The sequence below is a fragment of the Candidatus Paceibacterota bacterium genome, assembly GCA_035452965.1.
GTDB lineage: Bacteria > Verrucomicrobiota > Verrucomicrobiia > Limisphaerales > UBA8199 > UBA8199.
In genome coordinates, this window is sequence record DAOTCE010000004.1 from 305,264 (window position 1) to 321,387 (window position 16,124).

Below are 16,124 nucleotides of genomic sequence, written 5' to 3' on the forward strand. Positions count from 1 at the left end.
CACCTGGCCCATGCCGGCGAACTTGACACCGGAATACGAGAGGGCCGAGCTGCGTTACCGGCAGGCGACCAGCAACGAGGAACGGCTGGCCGGCTTGCAGGCGATGCTCAGCGCCATCCCCAGGCACAAGGGAACGGAGAAGATGCAAGCGGATATCAAGCATCGCATCAGCCTGCTCCGCCGCGAGGAACAGAAGACCGCGCATGGCAAAGGGCCCGACCCGTTCCACATCCCCAAGAGCGGCGCCGGGCAGGTGGTGCTGATCGGCCCGCCGAACACGGGCAAGAGCAGCCTCCTGGCCGCGACCTCCAACGCCCCTGTCAAGGTTGCCGACTACCCGTTCGCCACCGTCGTGCCCCAGCCGGGGATGTGGCACCACGACGATGTGCAGATCGAGCTGGTGGACACCCCGCCGCTCACACCCGAGCATGTGCCGACCGGCTTGATGGGCACCATTCGCAATGCCGACCTGGTATGCGCGGTGGTGGAGGCGGGCGAGGCGGGGCTCGAACAGGCGGAAATGGTGCTCGGCGTGCTCCGCGCCCGCGGGCTGGAGCTGCGATCGGTGGCGCGCAACCAGTTGCCGGCGGCGGATGCCAGCCAGCGGGCGGGACTTATCGTCACCACCAAGTCGGACCTGGCGCCGCCCGGTGCTCCTGCAACGTTGCGCGACCTGTACGCCGGCAGACTGGAAGTCGTGGACGTCAGCGCGCGGACCCGGCAAGGATTGGGTAACTGGTTCGGCCGATTGTGGACCTTGCTGGCGATGATCCGGGTTTACTCCAAGGAGCCGGGCCGGCCGCCAGATATGCACAAGCCGTTCATCGTCCCGGCCGGCGCGACCGTCGCCGAGCTGGCACGGCAGATTCATCGGGACCTGCCCGAGCGGATGAAGTTTGCGCGGCTTTGGGGGCATAGCCGCTTCGAGGGCCAACAGGTGCACAAGACCGAGCCCCTCCGGGACAAGGACGTGGTCGAAATTCACGAGTAGCATCCGCTCGCTTCGCTGCCCTGGCGAAATCGTCATTGTAATTGATACCAGGCCGAGCTTCCCGATAGGCTCGCGGTATGCACGGTGAGTCCAATCACCAATGCGCCCTCACCCGCGCAGCGTTCAGCGCGGACGGGCGCGCAGAAGCAAATCTATCAGTCAGTGTATTCGCTTTGCCTGGCCGCGGCACTCGAAGCCGATAAGCAAGGTCCATGAAGACTCAGCACTCCAACCGATACTACGCATTCCTGCTGCTGCTCCTGGCGGGAACCGCCGTCCCCGCATCCGCCCAAAGCTTACATTTGCTCTCCGCCCCTGATGCCTCGGAAGGCGCCGTAGCCGTGGGCGGCGGTGATTCCGGATCGCCGGTGATCAGCGCAGATGGGCGCCATGTCCTGTTCGCCAGCGCGGCCGGCAACCTAGTGCTGACGAGCAGCAACACCCCGGTGCCGTTTCGCAGCCCGCCCGCCCTGAACGTCTTCCTGCGCGACCGCACCAACGGCACGACTGTGTTGGTCAGCGTTAACCTAACCGGCACCAGCGGCGGCAACGGCGATTCCCTGCCGGTGGGCATATCGACTAATGGCCGCTACGTCGTGTTCGAGAGCAGCGCCAGCGACCTGGTGGCCGGGGACACGAACGGCCTCGGCGATGTGTTCGCGCGCGACCTGGTCACCGGGACAACCATCCTGGTGAGCGCCGGCACCAATGGCGGCCCGGGGGATGCCGAATCGCGCAGCGCCGTGATGACTCGGGACGGTCATTATGTGGCCTTCCTCAGCACGGCCACCAACCTCGTTGCGGAGGGCGACACCAATGGGCTGGCGGATGTGTTCGTGCGTGACTTGCAGGCGGGGGTAACTGTGCGCGCCAGCACCGGCACCAAGACCGGCGGCCAGGGTGTCTCGGACTCACCCGACATCACACCGGACGGCTACTATGTCGCCTTCTGCAGCAACGCCCTCAACACCCGGGAGATCTACGTGCGCGACCTGGACAGCGGCGCGCTGATCCATGCCAGCGCCGGCGCGGGCGCGGCGGCGACGGCGGTGTTGAAGACTCCCATGGTGGTCTGTTACAACCACGCTTTCAGCGCCGACGGCAGGTTCGTGGTGTACGAGACGAGCCGGTCGCCTAATTACAGCCCGGCGTACCCGGGGCTGATCCTCCGGTACAGTTTGGAGACGGGTCTCACGGACCTGGTTCACACCAACGCTGCCATTCACCCCTCCATGGCCCGGGACATTCGCAACCTGGCCATGACACCGGACGGGCAGAAGATTGTCTTTGTGGCCAGTACCAACGGCACCTCGGGGGCGACAACCTGCATCCTCCTCTGGGACGCAACCACCGGCGGCACGACGCTGGTGAGCGGCGACCTCGGCGGCCAGGTGCCCGCTAACAGCGCCTGCGATTGGCCGGCCATTGACGCCAGCGGGCGCTACGTCGTCTTCAGCAGCACCGCCACCAACCTGACCACCAACACCCTCTCGGGCGAATACCACCTTTACCTGCGCGATTTGCAGGCGGGCATCACCACCTTGCTGGATGCCGACGCCAGCGGCGTCGGCTCGCCGGTCGGACCGTTTGCCATGCCCCGACTCAGCGCCGATGGACGGTTCGTCGCTTTCGAGTGCGGCGACGGCAACCTGGTGGCCAACGACCGCAACCAGGACACGGATGTCTTCGTCCGCGACCTGTCCACCGGAGGCGTGGAACTTATCTCAGCGCGCGACGCCAGCCTGCCCTCCCTTACGGCCAACGGGCCGAGCCAGCTCTCGACTCGCTGCGCCAGCGCCGACGGGCGATACATTGTGTTCGCCAGCGAAGCGGACAATCTCGTGCCCGGCGACACCAACGGGTTCCGGGACATCTTTGTGCGCGATCTGGTGGAGGCCACCAACCTCCTCGTGAGCGTGGGGACCAATGGGATGGGCGCGAACGGGCTTTCGTATGGACCGGCGATCAGCGGCAACGGCCGTTACGTCGCCTTCACCAGCCATGCCACCAATCTCGTGGTGGGGGACAACAACCGCGCGTCTGATGTCTTTGTCCGCGACCTCCAGACCGGAACCACCACCCTTGCCAGCGTCAACCGCTTCGGCACGGTCCCCGGCGACGCGGAGTCCGATTGGTCCGAGATCAGCTCCGACGGCAGATACGTCCTGTTCCAAAGCCGGGCGCGCAACCTGGTCATGGCCTCTTTCACCGGCGCCACCAACCTGTTCGTGCGCGACCTGCAAGCCGGAACGAACTACGCCCTGACTACCAACGGCTTGTCCTGCGCGGCGATGACGCCGGATGGACGCTTCGTGGCGTTTGCGGACGTAGTCGGCCCCATCGCCAACAAACTCCATGTGTGGGCTTCCGCGTTGGCCAGGAGGGTTTACACCAACAGCACGAGCGGGGTCACAAACGTTGCCATCAGCCCGGATGGGAACCGAATCGCGTGTCTGGTTGACTCGATTCCCCGGCAGTTGTTCGTGGCCAACCGCGCTGCCGGCACCAGCGGGTTGGTCAGCACCAATTCGCCGTTGTCCCGGCTGGGGTTGCGCTTCAGCGCCGACAGCCGCTTTCTCGTCTATACCGCAAGGGTGAGCCAGACCAACCAGGTCTGTCTTTACGACTGCGTCGGAGGGACCAGCCTGCTGATCAGTCGCAGCCACACTTCGGGCAGTCCGGCCTACGGCCACTCCGACTCGCCTGACATCAGCCCCGATGGCCGCTTTGTGGCCTACCGCAGCGCGGCCAGCAACATCGTCCCGGGCGACACCAACGGCGTGCCGGACATATTCTTCTTCGACCGGCAAACCGGCGTGACGATGCTCCTGACCGCCAGCCGGTTCGGGAACTTCGCCGCGGATAACCGCTCGCTTTGCCCGGTCTTCACTGCCGGCGGCCAGAACCTCGTGTTCCAGACCTGGGCCTCCGATCTCGCGGAGGCGGACTTCAACCGCAGCGGGGACGTGGTGGTTTACAGCCTCTTCTCCTCGGCACCGATACCGCTGTTCTACGCCGCGATCCACCCAGCCGGCGCATCGGGCGCGAGTCCTTGGCTTACCTGGCCAGCGGTGCCGGGCCGGAGCTACCGTGTGCAGTTCAAGAACAGCCTGATTGAGCCGGACTGGCAGGAGCTGGGCGGCAGTGTCACGGTCATCGGCAACCAGGGCTATTGTCAGGACCTTGCCCCCGCCGCCGCGCACAGGTTCTATCGGATTGTGGGGTATTAAGCAAAGGAGCCAGAAATATGCTTGCGAAGATAACTTGTAGCAGCAACGGCTGCCATCACCGCTCGCCGCCATGGCTCTTCCCTCGTAGCGACGTCTCGGCAGAGCGCCGCATACTTCCCCTGCCACAGGCTGCGGCGCTCTGCCGAGACGCCGCTACGTCACGGGTCGGACAGATGCAGTGTTGGAGTGAAGAGCACCCTCAGCCCAGGTATGCATTCACGCTGGTAGAGTTACTGGTGGTAATCGCAGTGCTGGCCCTGCTGGCCGTGCTGCTGCTGCCGGCCTCCGCCCACGTCCGGCCCAATGCTTACGCCGTCCAGTGCCGGAACAATCTCCGGCAATTGGCGTTTGCCTGCAAGATGTACGCCGATGACAACAACGGTCGGATCGTCTCAGCTTACCCAAACTATGGCGGATTCACCGCCACCTGGTGCGCGGGCAACGCAGCGATAGGAGGCATGCCGAGCTCCTACCTTTATGGGGGAGCCGACCCGACGGGCATTCAGAAGGGATTGCTCTGGCCTTACGCCCGGTCGCTGGGTCTCTACCACTGCCCGACGGATCATCGTGTCGCCGACGCCGCTGCCGTCCCGGCCCAATTCAAGGGGAAACCAATCCTGCGCAGCTTCGCCATGAACTCTTACATGGCTGGAAGAAGCTTCGGCGGCAGCCCGGAATGGTATGTGACCAATCCGGGTGGTGCTCGGGACCCAAACCATCCCGTGTATATCAGGGAGACCGAGATCAGGCTGCCCAGGCAGACCTGGCTGTTGCTGGATGAAGACCCAATCAGCATCAACGATGGCATGTTCATCGTGAGTGTTGGGGGATCAAGCGTGTTTATAGACCTGCCGTCGCTCGCCCACAGGTTCGGCTGCAATATGAGTTTTGCCGACGGCCACGCCGAGGCTTTCATCCTCAAGGACGACGCCAGCCGGAACTGGATTGTGGGTGGCATGGGCGGCTTGAATGATTGGATGCGGTTGACGAACCTCACCACCCATCCACTGTAATTCCAGTCACTACCCAAGCCCGCCCGGGGCAAAACGCTTCGCACCTTGCACCCCTGAACCACCGTGAGGGAACCTCTAGCTTTCACGGTTGAATGCTGAGGGCCGAAGGCTGAAATGGGGCTTATCACGGGTTTCCGGGAAGTGCCAACGCTGGTTTTCCCCCGTCCAACCCGGTTGGCTGAAGCACAGGGATCACAAGGGTAAAATTGCTCCCCAGCCAGAATCGGAACGATGCTTCCAACTTCCAGCCCGCGCACTGTCCATATTTTGGACAGTGAGGCTGCCGTTCTACCTTTTCCAGCCCCCGCTGACCCCGGCGTTAATGGCTTGAGTTTACGGTGACGGCACGGTGGTGCTACGGTGTGTATCCCATGGGGAGCGCTCCCCATGGGATACACACCGTAGCCGGACCGCATTAGCATGCCATCCACGAGCCAATGCCCGCCTGCGGCCACCTCAATGGCACCGCCGCCTGTCCGGCGGGGGTGCTGGCGAGAAGAAGGGGGGTGGCAGATGGCAAATCACCACCCGTATGCCCCGGAAATCCACGAAAAACCCGATTTTTGCCCGGCTGCCAGCCAGGGGACATTCTCCAGGCTGCCGTTGGGGTCGGGTGTCCGCTGGTTGACTGGGGTTTTGCCGGGGATCCATGCTCAGGTCCGCGGACAGGCCCCAGCACGTCTCCGGAAACTCCATCTTCACCGTCGTAAACGAGCCCAGCCAGTTGTGCCTGAGGAGCAAGCTGGACCGGTCACTTACCGGTTCTCACGTGGCCAGGAGGGAAGATCCTCCGGCCATGGCGATGGATTTTATCCCGCGCACACGCCACACGCACTGGCATCGGCCTGACTTCGCCGGACGAGAACTTGCGCTGACGGCAACGCACCTTTACGGTTGGCGTTGTGTCCGCAACCGATCCTGGTATGAAATGCTCCCGAATCGCCTGGTTCGTCCTGGGGCACCTTGCTGTCTCAGTCGCGGTCTCCGCCGACGCCCTCCCGCTTCCCAGCCCGCAGCAACTGGCCTGGCAGCGCCATGAGTTCATCGCCTTCGCCCATTTTGGCATGAACACGTTCACTGACCGCGAGTGGGGCGAGGGCAACGAAGATCCCAGGTTGTTCAACCCCGGCGACTTTGACGCCCGACAGTGGGCCACGGTTCTCAAGGGAGCTGGGGTCAAGTTGCTTATCCTGACTGCCAAGCACCATGATGGCTTCTGTCTCTGGCCCTCCCGATTCACCGAGCACTGCGTGAGAAACTCCCCCTGGCGCGGCGGCAAAGGGGACGTTGTGCGCGAAGTGGTGGAGGCCCTGCGCGAACAGCAGATTCGGGTCGGGCTTTACCTGTCGCCCTGGGACCGCAATCAGCCCACTTACGGTGATTCGGCCAAGTATAATCAGTACTTCAGGAACCAACTGCGTGAGTTGCTGGCCAACTATGGTCCGATTGACGAGGTCTGGTTCGACGGTGCCTGCGGGGAGGGGCCCAACGGCAAGAAACAGGTGTATGACTGGCCGAGCTACTACGCCTTAATCCGCGAGCTCCAGCCCCAGGCGCTGATCGCAATCACCGGCCCGGATATCCGCTGGGTCGGCAACGAATCGGGTGTCGCTCGCGAAGACGAGTCGTCGGTGGTCAAACGCGGCAGTGAGCTTGCGTGGCACCCGGCGGAGTGCGATGTCTCGATCCGGCCCGGCTGGTTCTACCACGCGGCGGAGGACGGCAAGGTGAAATCCCTGCGCGCACTGGCCGATATTTATTTCAAGTCCGTGGGCCGGAATTCCGTTCTGCTGCTGAACATTCCGCCGGATCGGCGGGGGCGCATCGCCGATCCGGATGTGGTTCGCCTGAAGGAGTTCCGCGCGTTCATCGACCAGCTATATGCCGCTGACTATGCCCGGAATGCGGCCATCACAGCCTCCGGCAGGCGCGATGACTCCGCGCACGAACGCCGGCTGGTTGATGGCGACCTGAACACCTGCTGGACTCCTGCTCAGGGCAAGAGCACCGGCTATGTTGAGTTCGATCTGGGCCAGGCGCGGGCTTTCAATGTCGCGCGCATCCAGGAGGATATCGCCCTGGGCGAGCGGGTGCAGGCTTACCGGGTTGAGGTTTTCGAGGACGGCAAGTGGCGTGCGGTCAGTGAGGGCAAAGTCATCGGCCACAAACAGCTCCGCCGTTTTCCTACGGCAACGGCGCGGCGCGTCCGCCTGGTCATCACCCAAGCCGCCGCACCCCCGGCCATGGCCGAATTCGGCCTCCATTTCAGCGCCCTCGCCGCCGCCGATTAGTCCGCAACCATGCGGCTGCGTTCGGGGACCGAATAGTTGGCTTGCATTAACTTCAGTCTCCCAGTTTGACGATGCGAAAGTCGTCGAACCGGATCCAGTGTTCCGCGTCGGCGGGGCCATGGTAACACTGAATACTGATTTCATCATCGGCCGGCGTGGGCAGTTCGCCGGTTGCGGCGGTCTGAAATTCCCCCTTCCCGTCCGGGCGGAACTGGGCGCTCCAGGAGTTTCCTGACACGACGATCCGTAGTTGCACCGTGTCGTTGGTCAACGCCTTGCGCCCCGGAATGATCATGACCTGCCCATCCACCAGTTCCTTCACCAGCTTGAACACGGGCTTGCCGCTGGAGTACCAGGTGATACCCGCCTGCTCGTATTGCTGCTTTGGCGGCTGACGGTTGCTGACAGTCGCTTCAATGGCGAAGCGGCCCGCGCGCCGGTCCGGCGCCTGGCGGACCAACGCGTTGCGCACCGTGCCGGCGTTGCCGGGGCGAACACGGATCTCCAGGGCGCCTGCGCGCACCTGCCAGTCCCGAGCGTCTTCACGCAGCCAGCGCCAGCCCGCAGCAGGTTTGGTGTCGAACCGATCTTCGAAGAGAACCGTCTCGCCCGCCAGGGCGGCCAACGCCGACAGGGACAGAAGGCATAGTAACGCCGATTTCATACAGGGCGCATGCGCGCGTTGGAAACCAGCTCAATATTGCTTGCCCGAATAGCCTCTCTTTGAGCGGCCGTGAGTTGCCGGGCGGGTTCGGTTGACCCGACCGTGTCTCCCATCACGCCCATCAGCGATAGCAGAAACTTGTAGGCGGCTACTTCGGCCCCGCCCTGCTTGACCGTTTTGCTCAAGTCGTTGATGCATCTGGCGATCGCCTCGCGCCGCGAGGTCGTGGTCGCCGGAACAAAGAACTCATTCGGCAGCGGGCTGACATGACCGATGATCCCGACGGTTCCTCTGGCGCCATGCAGGTAGCCTTCCAGGAACTGCCGTTGCTGCCCCTGATACACCGGCAACGCCCTCGCGTACCGATCAAGCCGATCCAGGTCTCCCGAGCTGTCCTTGAGGGCAACAACCGGAAACGGCAATGCTTCGACCGCCTCAAACGAAATATTTTGCCCTTGGGTGCGCGCGGGATTGTTGTAGAGGACGAGGGGCAACCCTGATGGCACAGATCGAAGACTCTCGACAAAGGGCGCGATCTCTTCCGAGCTTCCAAGGAAATAGAGGGGCATGATGACCGCGGCAAATACGCCCAATCGGCCGGCCTCCTGGTAGTTCCTTCGCGTCTCCTCCGCGTCGTCGCCGGTCACCCCGGCAAACACGCGCAGTTTCCCCTGGGCCTTCCGGGCAAAGCGCTCCAGCGCCCTGAGCCTTTGTTCATTCGTAAGGAAGCGGAATTCGCCCGCGTTGCCGACGGCAAAGATGTCTGTAGCCCCCAGAAAAACCAGATGATGGATCAGCTTCTCGATGCCGGCTTCGTCAATCTGCCTGTCGCTGGTCAATGGGGTAACGACTGGCAGTATGTTGGCCCTTGGCAGGGGGTGTCCTTGTTCAAAGAACTCAAACAAGACTTCATCCCGGCCCAGCCGTCCTCCTTTAGTCACCAGGGGTATGGACTTGAAAGACCCCTCCAGGGCCAATCCCCAGGGGATGCCCTCCCGAAAAGCGCCTTTCATCTCGACAGCGGAAATGCCCAGCGCGTTTCTAATCATCTCGGCGGTTTGGCCGCCGGAGATAAAGAGCGAGGAGACCTGCCGGGGCAGTTGTTTGTGGGCCACGACCTTGCCAAGGGCATTCAGGTGCGCCTGTTGGAAAACCGGATCTTCAGCAATCCGGTCCCGGGATGACTGAAGCAACACCGGCCTCATTGCTTTCAACCCTTGCAGAACCAGATGTTGCGCGCGGTCCACCTCGCGCCGGATGGCCTGGTCGCCCGCTCGGATGACGCTGGAATCAAAGACCACCGCAACCAGATTGGGTCCCAACGCCTGCCGCGCATATTCGACCTGTGAATTCATGGCCGGCTCCAGGGAGCATACGACCGCCAACGGAGCACTCCGGATTCGTCGGTCAATACTGGCAGAAAGCAACGTCGCTTGCTTCGGTTTTGTGTTGTTGGCCGCAACAGCCGCGAAGTACGCACGAAGAAACGTGCGGGAGCCCGCCACCAGAATCTTCTCCCGCGACAATGCCAGCTTTGCCGAGATTACGGCTTCAAAATCCTCCGGCTTGCATACATCCGGCATCAACACGAATTTTCCCTGAGGCTGGAGTCCGCGAAGAAAACCCAGCACCGCATCGGGGCCTCGCGTCATAATCCCGGTATCGATGGAAACAACCTGCTCCCGGAGAATCCCCAGTTCAGCCGCGATAAACTCCCGCAAATCGGAACTTGTCCACGAATGCTCCTCCGGCTTTGCCAGCACACTCTCGTGAAAGGGCCTCAAACGGCCGGCTTCGACATGGTAGTAGTGGCTGTGTTCAACCAACCGCCCCAGTTCGGGTTCCGCTGGAACGAACAACAGGAAAGCACAATCAAGCGATTCATAGAATCCCCTCAGGGCGTTCCCGATTCCGCGAAGTCTTGAATCAATCTGGAGCAGGGGAAGATTGCTTTCCCCGGACGGGAAGCGGGCGGCGAGCTGCTGATTCCGGACCTGGGCTTCTGCGCGAGATAAAGCTCTCGTGCCACTGTTAACGACCCAGACGCAGCTCTCATCCAGCGGCGACGCTTTCTGGCTCAATGACCGTGCGTCGGTGGTGATAACCCTCCCGCCCAAAGTCTCGCAAACGGACAAGGCAATCTGATCCGCCGATGTCGCATCATCCGCCAGGAGACAAACTGGAACTTGCTCCCTGGACACCGGCTTGGCCGCCGAGCGCATATTCTCGCGAATCTGGTTACGACGCACGTGGTTGAAGCTATTGACGGCGAGCAATGGTGTCAAACTTCCCGCCAGGGTCTGTCAGTAGCAGCACCCGGGTCGATCCGACTGGAATTCCAGCCAGCACGCGAACCGAGATTGACGAGCCGCATCGCATGGGCTCCGTGCAGGCGGCACAGGAGGGGAGAGCAGAGGTTATCAGGCGGCGAGTTCGTTGACTTGGGCGAGGCGGGCGCGCTCCTCTTCGGCCAGACCGAGGTCGCGACCGATAGCTCCGCGTTCCTCGCCGGCATGCTGCTTGGCGATCAGGACGTAGAGGGAGGGAATCACCAGCAAAGTAAACAAGGTGCCCAGGGCCATGCCCGCGACGATTGTAATCCCGATGGAGTTTCGCGCCGCGGCCCCCGCGCCGGTCACCAGCGTGAGCGGGAAGTGGCCGCAGATGGTGGCAGCGCTCGTCATGAGCACAGGACGCAGGCGGATGAGGGCGGCTTCGCGCACAGCATGGAGCTTGGGATGGCCGCAGCGCTGCAGCTCGTTGGCAAATTGGACGATGAGAATGCCGTTCTTGGAGACCAGGCCGATGAGCGTAACGAGGCCGACCTGGGAGTAGATGTTCAGGGTGGTGGTCCAGCCATCGGTGAAGAAGGCGGTGTTGGCGTCGGGCATCTTGAGGAAGCTGAATACCAGCGCCCCGAACATGGCCAGCGGGACCGACCCGAGCAGGATGATGAGCGGGTCGCGAAAGCTGTTGAACTGAGCCGCCAGCACCAGGAAAATCAGCACCAGGGCGAGCGTGAAGGCGGGCAGGAACTTGCTGCCCTCCACGCGCAGCTGGCGGGATTCGCCGGTGTAGTCCATTTTGTAGCCTTGGGGCAGGAGCTTGGCGGCTTCAGTTTCGAGGAAGTGCAAGCTCTCATCCAGCGGGCGAAGCGCAACGCCGCTGATCTTGACGGCGTTGAATTGCTGGAATCGGTTGAGTGAGCGCGGCCCGGTCTTCTTGTGCAAAGTGGCAAAGGTACTCAAGGGCACCAGTTTGTCTTCCGGCCCTTTGACATACGTGCTTTCAATCTGGCCGGCGTTGAGGCGGTCAATCCGCTTGACCTGCGGAATGACCTTGTAGCTGCGCCCATCGAGGTTGAAGCGGTTGACGAAATTGCCGCCCACCAGGGTGGAGAGATCCGCCCCGACAGCCGCCATGCTTAGGCCCATCGCGGCCACCTTGTCCCGGTCCATCACCAGCTCGACTTCGGGCTGGTCAATCTTGGTGTCCAGCACCGGCGGGAAGGCGAACTTGCCGCTGGCGGCGGCCTTTTCCTGCAACTGCTGGGCGAACTGCAGAATGGTCTCCGGGTCGGCTGTGGCGCCGATAACGAACTCCACCGGGAACTGCCCTCCTCCCGGCAGCGCGGGCGGGGTGACCACCAGGGTTCGAATGCCCGGAATATGGCTCACCTCGCTCTGCACCTCCGGAACAATCTGAAAGACGGTGCGCTTGCGTTCGCCCCAGGGCTTTAACACGAGTCCGGAGAAGCCGTTGTCCGGGAAAGTGATCTGGAAGGTATGAGCTGCCTCCGGCACGCTCAACAACACGTGGTTGACGGCTTCAGTGTAGTGGGTGGTTTGGTCAATCGTCGCATCCGCCGCCGCCTCCACAATGTTCAGGAGGAAGCCCTGGTCCTCGGCGGGCGCGAGTTCCTTCGGAGCAAGGACGAACAGCGGAATGGTCAGCAGGCTCAGGACCAGCCAGACGACATAAACCGCAGGACGAGCGGAAAGGGTGGTGTCAAGCACGCGCCCGTAGAACCGGCGAAAGCGGTCGAAGTCGCGGTTAATGCGGCCGGTGAAGCCGTGCTCTTCGCGTCGCGCGTCGAGCAGCTTGGAGGACATGACCGGGGAGAGCGTGAGGGCGACGATGCCGGAGATAAACACCGCTCCCGCCAGCGTGAAGGCGAATTCGCGGAAGAGCGACCCGGTAAGCCCGCCTTGAAGGCCGATGGGAGCATAGACCGCCGCAAGCGTGATGGTCATCGCTATGACGGGACTGACCAGTTCGCGCGCGCCCAAAAGGGAAGCGTTGAGCGGCGTCTGGCCCTGGCGAACGTGGCGTTCGACATTCTCGACAATCACAATGGCGTCGTCCACCACCAGGCCGACGGACAGGACGATGGCCAGCAGGGTCAGCAGGTTGAGCGTGAATCCAAATATCTGCATGAGGAAAATGCCGCCGATCAACGAGATCGGGATGGCAACGAGCGGGACCAGGACCGACCGAAGCGACCCGAGGAAAAGGAAGATTACAATCGCCACGATAAGCAAGGTCTCACTTAAGGTCTTCAAGACCTCATGGATGGCGTCCTCGATGTACGTGGTGGCGTCGTAGGCAATGCGGCCGGCCAGCCCGGTGGGTAGCTCGCGTTGAAGGTGGACCATCTCGGCGCGAACGCGCTTCATCACATCGAGCGAGTTGGCGTTGGGCAGGGGCCAGATGCCCATGAATACGGCCTTGGCGCCGCCGAAGCGGACCTCCGACTCGTAATCCTCCGCGCCGAGCACCACGTCGGCCACATCGCTGAGCCGGATCAGCTTGTCGCCGGACTGGCGGACGACCAGGTTGCGAAATTCCTCGAGCGAACGCAGGTCGGTGTTGGCGCTGAGATTGACCTGGACCAGCGAGCCTTTGGTGTGGCCGACCGCCGAAAGGAAGTTGTTGGCCGCCAGCGCTTCGCGAATCTGGGCAGGGTTGATATCGAGCGACGCCATCAGGTCGGGCTTGAGCCAGATACGCATGGCAAACGTGCGGCCGCCGAGGATGTCCGCGCGCTGCACGCCTTCGAGCGCGGACAGGCGGGGCTGGACCACCCGCACGAGGTAGTCCGTGATCTGGTTTGCCTCCAGCACATCGGAGTCGAAGCTGAGGTAGGCCACGGCGAATCGGGAATCGGCGGAGGTGACATTGATAATGGGCACCTCGGCCTCCGGCGGAAGGTCGTTGCGGACCTGGTCCACCTTCGAGCTGATTTCGGCGAGGGCCTTCGTAGGATCGTAGTTGAGCCGGAGGCGGATGGTGATGGTGGAAAGGCCAAGCTTGCTGGACGATTCGAGGTAGTCAATGCCATCGGCGGCGGCAATCGCACGCTCCAGCGGCGTGGTGATGAACCCGCGCACCAGCTCCGCGCTCGCCCCCACGTACACGGTGGTGACGGTGACGGCCGCGTTGTCGCTGCGCGGGTATTGCCGAACTACAAGGGTGCGGATGGCCTGAAACCCGGCGATCACGATTACCAGGTTCACGACCAGCGCGAGGACAGGCCGGCGGATGAACAGGTCGGTAAACGACTTCATGGGTGCGGCCGGCGGATCAACTGTCGGCGGGCTGCGGGGCAAGGTCAGCCTTGGGCGCCAGGCTGTTGTTCTCGATCACGGCCATGCCGTTGCGAAGCTTGAAGATGCCCGAGCTCACGATGCGCTGGCCCGGCTTGAGCCCGGATTCCACGCTTACAAAGTCGCCCCTCGCGCGCCCGGTGCGGATAAATTGCTGGCGCACCACCAGTTCAGGCTTGCTGTTGGTGTTGCCGGGCTTGGGCTCGATGACGTAGACCGAGTCGCCGAAGGGAGCGCTCAGCACGGAGGTGGCCGGAATGGCCACCACGGCACGCGCCTCGGGCAGCAGCACTTCGGCGCGGACGAACATGCCGGGCCGGAGCAACTGGTCGGCATTGTCGAACGCGGCCCGCAGGCCCACGCTGCGCGTCTGTTGGTCAAGATCGGGATTAATGGCGGTCAGCGTGCCGTCAAAATCGCGGCCCGGGTAGGCGTCGGTCGTGACGCGCACCCGCATGCCCGGCTTAAGCCGAGCTAGGTCCTGCTGCGGCAAAGAGAAATCGGCGTAGACCGGTCGCAGCGATTGCAGCGAGACGATCGGGGCGCCCGCCTCGAGATACTGGCCAAGGTTGACGAGGCGGATGCCCGATCTGCCGGCGAACGGCGCGCGAATCGTCTTCTTCTCGATCGTGGCACGAATGGTGTCGGCGTTGCCCCGCGTTTGCTTCAGGGTGGCCTCGGCGGAATCCAATTCTGATTGTGAAACCATGTTCTGCTCGCGCAGGCTGCGTTCGCGGGCCAGGTTGATACGGGCCAGTTCTTCCTGCGCCTGCAGGGCTCGCAATCGGGCTTCCTCCTCGGAGGTGTCCAGGCGCAGCAGCAGATCGTCCTTGGCAACCACGGCGCCGGAATCAAAGGCGATCTCGCGAACGATGCCTGGAATCTCCGGGGTGACCGTTACACCTTGGGCGGCGGTGACGGAACCGATGGCGGTTAGGGTGCCTTGCCATTTCTCCTCGTGCACCACGGCGGATGAAACCGTTTCGGGCGGGGGTGAGAAGCTCTTGCCGGCAGCCATGAGCCTGGCGACTTGCAGGGCCTTGATCCCGGCGAGGGTGCCAACAACCAGCACCACCAGGAGAACCGCGATGGATATCTTGCGTACCATGAACCAGTGAAACGGTAGGTTACAGCAGGCGGACGGTCAAATTGCCGCGCGCAAGATCCTGACAAACCGCCGCCTGGGAGCGACTATTCCGGGCTTGGCACTCCCCGGCCGTTTCTTTAAGATGAACCCGTGATCGGGCTATTGAGATTCGTGGGCATTCTGAACGCGGCGGTGTGGTTTGGAGCCGCAATCTTCTTCACTTTCGCAGCGGGCTCAGCTCCCTTTTCTGACGAGATGCAGCGCCTGCTCGGCACGAACAATTTCCCTTACTTCTCGGGGGCCATCGCGCAGATCTTCGTCGCGCGCTATTTCTATCTGCAGCTCATTTGCGCGGCTGTGGCGGTGTTGCACCTGTTCGCAGAATGGCTTTATCTCGGCAAGCACCCGCGCAAGCTCCAGGTTGGGTTGTTGATTGGGCTTTGTACAGCCGCGCTGCTGAGCGGCTATTGGCTCCAGCCCAAATTAAATGCCTTGCACGCCACGAAGTACGGCCTCAGCACTCGGCCGGAGGTTCGTGAGACCGCGGGCCGGTCTTTTCGCGCTTGGCACGGCGTATCCCAGGTGGTAAATATATTGCTGGTCGGCGGGCTCGTCGCCTATCTGTGGCGTGCCGCCAATCCTTCGGATCCGACCCGTTTTGTGAGCTCTGTCAAGTTCACAATGCGCTAGGGCACAGAGAGAGGGGTTGACAACTCGTCGTTGTCGCTGACTTTATTGTTAGTGTTAGGCTGATGAATAGGGCTGCCCCGAAGGGTGGCCGGATCGAAAGAGCATATGATTTCGAATGATCCAATGTCGCAGCACGGGAATCGCTCTCACACCGAGCGCTCCTACACCGCTGCCAAGCCGCCGGTCAATGAGGAGACCCTCAAGACGGCCAAGATTCAGATCGAGCGCAAGACTTTTGTCCTGGCGCTGAAGGAGAATTCGCGCGGCCGCTTCCTCCGCATTACCGAGGATGTCGGCGGCCGCCGTGACACCATCATCATCCCCGCCCCGGGGTTGGAGGAGTTCCGAACGATCCTGGACGAAATCATCAAGACTGCGGCCGAGACCCCGCCCAAGGCGACGTAGGACGACGTTCCATCCCGGCTGCTGCTGGCCGGGATTCGACTAGAATCTGTCTTGTTACCGCTGAAGCCTTGAGGTGGATCCTCACGCCAGGGTCAGGGTTTTTAGGTTCTAGCACTTGAAGGAGCGTTGGGCGAGCAATTCGAGGCC

General features: G+C 62.6%; 10 protein-coding genes. 6 read left to right on the forward strand and 4 right to left on the reverse strand.

Annotated features, from left to right (window positions below; all coding sequences use genetic code 11):
- Positions 1-10: 10 nt before the first annotated feature.
- The 4 genes from P5205_06295 to P5205_06310 all read left to right on the forward strand — a co-directional run bounded on the left by P5205_06295 (position 11) and on the right by P5205_06310 (position 7,525).
- Complete coding sequence (locus P5205_06295) at positions 11-991, forward strand: 50S ribosome-binding GTPase (GenBank protein ID HSA09965.1); 981 nt, start codon at positions 11-13, stop codon at positions 989-991.
- A 212-nt stretch (positions 992-1,203) separates the two neighbouring features.
- Entirely contained in the window at positions 1,204-4,221 is a 3,018-nt protein-coding gene (locus P5205_06300; GenBank protein HSA09966.1) for a hypothetical protein, read from the forward strand.
- Positions 4,222-4,394: 173 nt separating this feature from the next.
- Positions 4,395-5,234, forward strand: a complete 840-nt coding sequence (locus P5205_06305; protein ID HSA09967.1) for a prepilin-type N-terminal cleavage/methylation domain-containing protein — start codon at positions 4,395-4,397, stop codon at positions 5,232-5,234.
- A 923-nt stretch (positions 5,235-6,157) separates the two neighbouring features.
- A complete protein-coding gene (locus P5205_06310; protein HSA09968.1) occupies positions 6,158-7,525 on the forward strand; it encodes an alpha-L-fucosidase in 1,368 nt (455 codons plus the stop codon).
- Between the two features lie 52 nt (positions 7,526-7,577).
- Here the strand turns inward: P5205_06310 and P5205_06315 are convergent, their stop codons facing one another.
- The 4 genes from P5205_06315 to P5205_06330 all read right to left on the reverse strand — a co-directional run bounded on the left by P5205_06315 (position 7,578) and on the right by P5205_06330 (position 14,903).
- Entirely contained in the window at positions 7,578-8,189 is a 612-nt protein-coding gene (locus P5205_06315) for a hypothetical protein (GenBank protein HSA09969.1), read from the reverse strand.
- Positions 8,186-10,474 (reverse strand): dihydrodipicolinate synthase family protein, encoded by a 2,289-nt coding sequence (locus tag P5205_06320; GenBank protein HSA09970.1) that lies wholly within the window; start codon positions 10,472-10,474, stop codon positions 8,186-8,188. The genes P5205_06315 and P5205_06320 overlap by 4 nt, the downstream gene beginning before the upstream one ends.
- 135 nt (positions 10,475-10,609) lie before the next feature.
- Positions 10,610-13,756, reverse strand: coding sequence for an efflux RND transporter permease subunit (locus P5205_06325; GenBank protein ID HSA09971.1), 3,147 nt, complete (start codon positions 13,754-13,756; stop codon positions 10,610-10,612).
- Positions 13,757-13,772: 16 nt separating this feature from the next.
- Entirely contained in the window at positions 13,773-14,903 is a 1,131-nt protein-coding gene (locus tag P5205_06330; GenBank protein HSA09972.1) for an efflux RND transporter periplasmic adaptor subunit, read from the reverse strand.
- A 129-nt stretch (positions 14,904-15,032) separates the two neighbouring features.
- Between P5205_06330 and P5205_06335 the strand changes: the two genes are divergently transcribed.
- Positions 15,033-15,572, forward strand: coding sequence for a DUF4149 domain-containing protein (locus tag P5205_06335; protein HSA09973.1), 540 nt, complete (start codon positions 15,033-15,035; stop codon positions 15,570-15,572).
- 123 nt (positions 15,573-15,695) lie between these two features.
- Complete coding sequence (locus P5205_06340; protein ID HSA09974.1) at positions 15,696-15,977, forward strand: PUR family DNA/RNA-binding protein; 282 nt, start codon at positions 15,696-15,698, stop codon at positions 15,975-15,977.
- Positions 15,978-16,124 lie beyond the last annotated feature (147 nt).

Coding starts and splice junctions, on each gene's coding strand:
- P5205_06295 (HSA09965.1), top strand. CDS start 11: ATGCCGGCGAACTTGACACCGGAATACGAGAGGGCCGAGCTGCGTTAC.
- P5205_06300 (HSA09966.1), top strand. CDS start 1,204: ATGAAGACTCAGCACTCCAACCGATACTACGCATTCCTGCTGCTGCTC.
- P5205_06305 (HSA09967.1), top strand. CDS start 4,395: ATGCAGTGTTGGAGTGAAGAGCACCCTCAGCCCAGGTATGCATTCACG.
- P5205_06310 (HSA09968.1), top strand. CDS start 6,158: ATGAAATGCTCCCGAATCGCCTGGTTCGTCCTGGGGCACCTTGCTGTC.
- P5205_06315 (HSA09969.1), bottom strand. CDS start 8,189: ATGAAATCGGCGTTACTATGCCTTCTGTCCCTGTCGGCGTTGGCCGCC.
- P5205_06325 (HSA09971.1), bottom strand. CDS start 13,756: ATGAAGTCGTTTACCGACCTGTTCATCCGCCGGCCTGTCCTCGCGCTG.
- P5205_06330 (HSA09972.1), bottom strand. CDS start 14,903: ATGGTACGCAAGATATCCATCGCGGTTCTCCTGGTGGTGCTGGTTGTT.
- P5205_06340 (HSA09974.1), top strand. CDS start 15,696: ATGTCGCAGCACGGGAATCGCTCTCACACCGAGCGCTCCTACACCGCT.